Source organism: Clostridium lacusfryxellense, assembly GCF_018861735.1.
Lineage (GTDB): Bacteria > Bacillota > Clostridia > Clostridiales > Clostridiaceae > Clostridium_AD > Clostridium_AD lacusfryxellense.
In genome coordinates, this window is record NZ_JAHLEB010000034.1 from 46,541 (window position 1) to 53,279 (window position 6,739).

The 6,739-nt window shown below is 31.3% G+C and carries 6 protein-coding genes; 4 read left to right on the forward strand and 2 right to left on the reverse strand.

From position 1 onward, the window contains the following. Positions 1–194 precede the first annotated feature (194 nt). The 3 genes from KPL55_RS17165 (at position 195) to ybaK (ending at position 2,739) form a co-directional block, all read left to right on the forward strand. Positions 195–1,415 (forward strand): hybrid sensor histidine kinase/response regulator, encoded by a 1,221-nt coding sequence (locus tag KPL55_RS17165; protein WP_216307970.1) that lies wholly within the window; start codon positions 195–197, stop codon positions 1,413–1,415. Between the two features lie 118 nt (positions 1,416–1,533). Further along, complete coding sequence (locus tag KPL55_RS17170; protein ID WP_216307971.1) at positions 1,534–2,037, forward strand: hypothetical protein; 504 nt, start codon at positions 1,534–1,536, stop codon at positions 2,035–2,037. Positions 2,038–2,268: 231 nt separating this feature from the next. Next, positions 2,269–2,739, forward strand: coding sequence for a Cys-tRNA(Pro) deacylase (ybaK, locus tag KPL55_RS17175; RefSeq protein ID WP_216307972.1), 471 nt, complete (start codon positions 2,269–2,271; stop codon positions 2,737–2,739). Between the two features lie 79 nt (positions 2,740–2,818). On the opposite strand, the gene yjeM is transcribed toward ybaK, so the two are convergent. Further along, positions 2,819–4,330 (reverse strand): glutamate/gamma-aminobutyrate family transporter YjeM, encoded by a 1,512-nt coding sequence (gene yjeM / locus KPL55_RS17180; RefSeq protein WP_216307973.1) that lies wholly within the window; start codon positions 4,328–4,330, stop codon positions 2,819–2,821. Between the two features lie 282 nt (positions 4,331–4,612). Here yjeM and KPL55_RS17185 point away from each other — a divergent pair, with 282 nt between their 5' ends. Further along, positions 4,613–5,980 carry a pyridoxal-phosphate dependent enzyme gene (locus KPL55_RS17185; RefSeq protein ID WP_216307974.1) on the forward strand — a complete coding sequence of 456 codons (1,368 nt, stop codon included), beginning with the start codon at positions 4,613–4,615 and terminating at the stop codon, positions 5,978–5,980. Positions 5,981–6,046: 66 nt separating this feature from the next. Here the strand turns inward: KPL55_RS17185 and KPL55_RS17190 are convergent, their stop codons facing one another. After that, positions 6,047–6,601, reverse strand: coding sequence for a sugar O-acetyltransferase (locus KPL55_RS17190; RefSeq protein ID WP_216307975.1), 555 nt, complete (start codon positions 6,599–6,601; stop codon positions 6,047–6,049). Between the last annotated feature and the right edge of the window lie 138 nt (positions 6,602–6,739).

Sequence of the window (6,739 nt, forward strand, 5' to 3'; positions counted from 1 at the left end):
AAAGGGGAATAATGTCTTGTGTCGAATAAATATTATAAGTTTTAAAATCAAATAAATGTATTATATTGAAATAGATGGTTGAAAATAAAGATTATTGCTGGAGTTGGGTATCTAATAAAAAAAAATTTAGTAATGATGATAAAATATAGATGAGTATTTTTAAGATCTAAATATAAGAAAGAGGATGATAAATAATGGAATATACTAATAAAATAAAAATTCTAATTGTAGATGATGATCCTACAAGTCGTATCATTTTAAAAAAAATTCTGAGTAAGGTTGGGTATGAAATTACACAGGCTGATTGTGGTAAAGATGCCTTAGAAAAAATAGTAATAGAAAAGCCAAACTTAGTAATACTAGATATTGATCTTCCTGATATTACTGGCTATGAGGTATGTATACAGATAAAATCAAATCCAGATACTGAATATCTACCAGTACTTAACATTTCTTCCTATTTCACAAAAGAAGAAGATTGGATTCACGGGCTGGAATGTGGAGCGGATAATTATCTAACAAAACCTATTAATCCCCAAGTTCTAGTTGCTATTGTAAAGAGTATGCTGAAAATTCAAAATACTGAAAGTAAGCTTAGAATTGCACTTAAAGATGCAGAATCTGCAAATGATATAAAGACACAGTTTTTAGCAAATATTTCACATGAATTAAAAACACCCATAAATGTAATTGTTTCTGCTTTGCAAATGTCGAACATTATTATTAAGGATATAGCAGTACCAGATATTAAGAATAAATTATATAAATATAGCGGTATGATGAAGCAGAATAGCTACAGGCTAATTAGACTTATAAATAACTTAATAGACATTACTAAAATTGATTCAGGATTTATAAATATGATGAGAAGAAATGTTGATATTATAAAAATTGTGGAGGATATAACTTTATCAGTAGCAAGTTTTGTTGAAAGTAAACAAATCGAACTTATATTTGATACAGATATAGAAGAAAAGATTACTGCTTGTGACCCAGATAAAGTAGAAACAATAATATTTAATCTTTTATCTAATGCAACTAAATTTACTAATGCTGGAGGTAAAATTACTGTAAATATATTTGATATGGATGAGTATATAATTATTTCAGTTAAGGATACAGGTATTGGAATAGAAGATGTGGATAAGCAAAAGATTTTTGAAAGATTTTTACAAGTTGACGATACTTCACATAGAAATAACGAAGGCAGTGGTATAGGATTAGCTTTGGTAAAATCTTTTGTTGAAATGCAAGGTGGTGAAATAACTGTAGAAAGTACTTACGGGGTTGGAAGTAACTTCATTGTTAAACTTCCAATAGTATTAATAGATGAAATTAAGGAGAAAAATGGAGACAATATTATGGAAAGTTATGTGCATAAAATGAATATAGAGTTTTCAGATGTATACACTTAACCTACAACTATAAATCTGTAAATACGCAGGCACTGCTAGAAAGTCTATCTACGAATTATAGTAACAAAACAATGGTAGTGGAATAATATACATTATAAATATTATTTTGGAGGTACTTATGTACGACTATCGTTGCAAGAATTGTGAAAATCTTGGACAGTGTATGCCCATGATGAATATGCCCATGATGAATATGCCTATGATGAATATGCCCATGATGAATATGCCTATGGAGAATATGTCTATGATGAACATGCCAATGGCAAATATGCCTATGTATGAAAATCAAATGCTTGAGTGTGATGAGGATGATGAAGATTTAAAAATCATGTATCCTAAGGTTTATATAAAAATGCATCCAATGGTTAAACATCATTATGATATAATGGTGGCCAAATATGGTAGAATGTATTGTCCGAGCGAAGATGAAATGGATCATATGTGTAAGGATATATGTGACAAGTATAAAGAACATCATAAACGTGATATTGATGATGAGGATTATGATTGCGAAGATTCAAATATGAGACAAAGAGGTCGCTATGGTGCCGGACTTGGCGATATAGCTAGAATATTACTTATTGGAAATTTAATTACAGGAAGAAATTATTTCGGATGGTAGTATTATTGAGAAATAATGCTTGGTAAAACGAGTTAGCGTTTAGTATTATTATTGCAAAGGAACTGCTTAATTAAAATTTGAGTGGTTTCTTTGTCGTTTCAATATAATACAATTTTTTTATAGGGGATATGTTATAGTGTCTGGTAAATAGTGCATACATATCCGAGAGAGTATATAATATAGAAATACAACTTGATTTGTAATAAATAAATTTAAATATAGGAGAAAGAAATGATAAAAACAAATGTTATGCGAATTTTAGATAAAATGAAAGTGGAATACGGCGCTATAACTTATGATAAGAAGGATGATAAAATAGACGGAGTATCTGTGGCTAAAAAAATAGGAAGAGATGAAAAATATGTCTATAAAACTTTAGTTACAATGGGAAGTTCTAAAACTATTTATGTTATCTTAATTCCAGTTAGAGAAGAAATAGACTTTAAGAAAGCTGGAAAAGCAACCAATGAGAAGAAAATTGAGATGTTAGATTTAATAGATTTGCAAAAATATACGGGATATGTTAGAGGTGGATGTTCCCCTATAGGTATGAAAAAACAGTATAAAACATTAATTGATAAAAACGCTGTTAATATAGAAAAGGTAATTGTAAGTGGTGGGAAGATAGGATATCAAGTGGAAATAAATGTAGTTTCGTTAAGGGGAATTGTAGATGGACAATTTGTAGATTTGATAAAATAAAACAGATATTCTAGAATATAATATTTATAAAAAGATGACTCCTACGCTTTTAGTAGAAATCATCTTTAAGAAAAAAATATTAAATATTTGTATACTTTCTTTCATACATCCAATACATTAACCATGCAACGAAAGCAAAGAAAATAGGCCCTGCTACGCTCCAAATTGTTATTGACAAATTACCTTCTAGTGCTGGTTGTATTATTGAGAAAAAATTCGCAAATCCAACAGTGAACATAACTACTACTGTCCATATTACGGCACTTGAATCAGTTTTAAACATTTCGAAAGGCTTAACAATATCTTTATTTTTCTTGAATGGTATGAATGCATATGCAATAAACAAGTATGGAAGAGTCATAGCAACATTAGTCATCGCTACTAATACATCAAAGAATCCAGACATAGTCTCTCCGCCAAAGGATATAAGAGCAATCATAATACAAACTATTGCAGCTTGTATCCACATTGCGTATTGAGGCATTCCGTTTTTCATTTCTGCAAGTCTTCCAGGCCATAACTTTGCTGGAGTTCCCTCAATTATTTGTTTCAATGGAGAAAACATTAATGTGAAGAAAGCGCCTGCTAAAGCTAAGAACATTGAAATTCCAACAAACCTAGATATTCCATGTGCCATAGCAAGTGAAGTTGCTTCGTTCGCGCCAAATGCTTGTCCAAGAGCATATCCTAGGTTACCCATTACTACATAACCAGCGTTACCTAAATGAACACTCTTATCATTCATAACATTTTGCCAGTTAGTAAATATCCCAACAAGGAATATTCCAAGTGAGTATCCAATTGAGATAACAACTGCTGAAATAACAACACCTTTAGGGAATGTTTTCTCTGCATTTTCTGTTTCATCAACCAGACCTCCAACAACTTCGATACCACCATAAGCGAATAATGCAAATACTATAAAAGCAAAGGATGATATTATATTTCCAGTGTAAGCAGGATTTGGTGATGTTGTAAATGAGCTAAGTCCAATTACTGGTTGAGCTAACTGGCCGTGATTTCCTATTAAAACGAGTATGGCTCCAATCAATAAGACTATGTTTAATGCTGCAACTGCTGTTCCACCTAATGAAGTTACCTTCTTAATCTTTTCTAATCCTTTAGTTGATATAAATGTAACAAATATTATCCAAATAATTCCAAGTATTCCTAGAGTTTTAGGCCCAGTCAGTCCTGTAAATCCAAATAATGCCCAGGCTTGAGTTGTATCTTTACCAAATAGAGCATTTGATATAGGAACCCAAACACCCGAGGCAACATTAACCATCCAAACTATATATGATGAATACCACATGAAAGTTCCCATAAAAGCAAATTTGGCACCTACAGATTTTTCCATCCATGAATAAATTCCACCTTTTTCATTCTTGAAAGCTGCACCAAATTCAGCCATCATGAAAGCAAAAGGAATAAAAAATGTTATTCCCGATATGATGAACCATGGAATAGCGGCATACCCCATCTTATAAAATGATCTTGGAATGTTGTTAAATCCATAAACTGAAGTAAAAATCATCAAAACCAATGATACCAATGTTAAATGTTTAGCTTTTATTATTTTTTCTGACATGTTTTTCTCCTTTCGTTGTTAACTAGTAAATTTAATCCGTCATTCTAATAATATCATATTATGTGTCATTCTACATAGAAATTATAATTGTATTATAAAGTTACAAAAATATAATTATAATATTCGGAAATGGGTAGGCTATATTTGTAGATTTCGACCTATAATGATATACTATATACAATTAAGACTATAGTTTCACAAAATGGGCATTCTAACTCTAATAGTGTAAATAGGTTAGAGTGTTTTTGAATTTAAGCACAATTAAGTGTTGAAGGAGATATTATGCGAAAAAGTGGAAGAACACCATTATTGAGAGCAAAAAAAATTGAGAAAGCATTGGGTATAGAAGAGATATATTTAAAACTTGAAGGAGCTAACCCATCAGGACATAAATACGACCGTATTGCAGAAGTTCTAGTAAGAGATGCTATTGCTACTGGGTTTAAAGAAATATTAGTTGATGGATCTTATTGTTACATACAATCAGTTATGCTATTTGCAAAAATTGAAGAACTTGGCGTTAAAGTACCTCTATTTAAACAAGAAAAATGGAAACTATCAAGACTAGATAAATCAAATTTATTTGACCTAAGGGATAAAAAGGACGCGTTTACTCGTCTACAGTTAAGAGATATAGCAGAAAAGAATAACATGTATTTGATGTGTGAATGGAATTTAAACAACATTATTAGTCATCTTGTCCTAGAGGACATGATGAAAGAGTGTTTGGAGCGTATGGATTTTAAAGTTGATACTATAACACTACAATTAGGATATGGATATACACTTTCAAGTGTATATAGTGGATTAATCAAAAGCTGGGTAGATGAAGAGTTATCTGATATGCCTCAGTTATTATGTGGTTCAAGCCCAGCTTGGCAGGAAGTACTAGATCAATATGCTAATAAAATGAACATAGGCAAGATGGAAAGCAAACTGATAGAAAATAATGAGAATAATTCTGAAAAAAAAGATTTACAATTGTCTGAAAAACATTCAGATATTGCTTCCTCGATTATGAAAATTATTATGGAAACACGAGTAGAAATGATTGGTATCGAAGAGGATGAACTTAAGCAAGCTGTAACAATGTTAAAAGAACTTGAAGGTGTTATGATTTCAAGAAAAGAAGCATATGCAATGGCTGCATTTATTAAAAAAACAAAGCAAGGATTGTTAAGTAACGGGAAACATTTAATTATATTAAATGATGCTAGAAGTGAAATCGAAGTATGTGAAATTAAAAGCTTCAGCGATAAAAGCAAAGAGGATTTAATTGAAATGACACGAACTTGGCTTGCAACTTATAATGATTCGGTGGGAGAGACCGTAGATGCTATAGAAAAAGCTATGAAAGAGGGATTTTTGTTAATAGCCAAGCGAAATGGCGAAGAACAAGGTATATGTATTGTAGTAAGCATGGGGTTCAAAAGGTTTATTCCAACTTATCATCTAGCATATATTGGTGTTAAACCAGGCAATAAAGGTCGTGGTGTGGCATCCGAACTTATAGGACGTGCAATAGAACTCACAGATGGGAATCTTTCTCTTCATGTAGACCTTGATAATAAACGTGCTAAAAACCTCTATCGCAAGATGGGATTTAATCATGTATACGACCGTATGATATACAATCATCCAAATGAATAAATATAAAATTAAGAGAGGTTACCTCTGAAATATGTATTTCAGTAGGTAACCTCTTTTTTATGTATTCTAGTCAATATTCTTTAGTATTCTGCATGGATTTCCAACAGCTACAACATTAGCTGGGATATCTTTTGTAACCACGCTACCAGAACCTATTACGCTATTATCACCAATAGTTACACCTGGATTTATTATAGACCCACCACCAATCCATACATTGTTTCCTATTGTTACAGCTTTTGTATAATCAGCATTTTTAGGCCTTAATTTAGGATCAAGTAGATGAGTTGCAGTAAATATGCTTACATTAGGAGCGCATAATACATTGTCACCTATTTTTACTAGGCCATCATCTAAAACTAAAAAATTAAAATTAGCATAAAAGTTTTCACCAATTTCAATATTAGTTCCATAGTCACAATTAAATGGAGGTTCTATCTCAAATCCACCACCTATTTTCCCTATCAATCTTTTTATTAACTCTATTCTTTGTGTTGCTTCCTCAGGGTCGGTATTATTATACATCTTTGTAAGATGTCTAGCCTTATTTCTTAAGAGTACTAAATCTTTATCATAGGCATTATAAATTTCGCCATTTAGCATCTTTTGTTTTTCACACATTTTATACACTCCTTATTATATCTTGTGTATAGCCGATTGCACAATTCTGCAATCATTGAATTGCCTAACTTTTAAGCCGTTAGGCTTTTATATTTTCCTCCACTGTGAGAGAATAAATGTAACGACACAAAATATTAT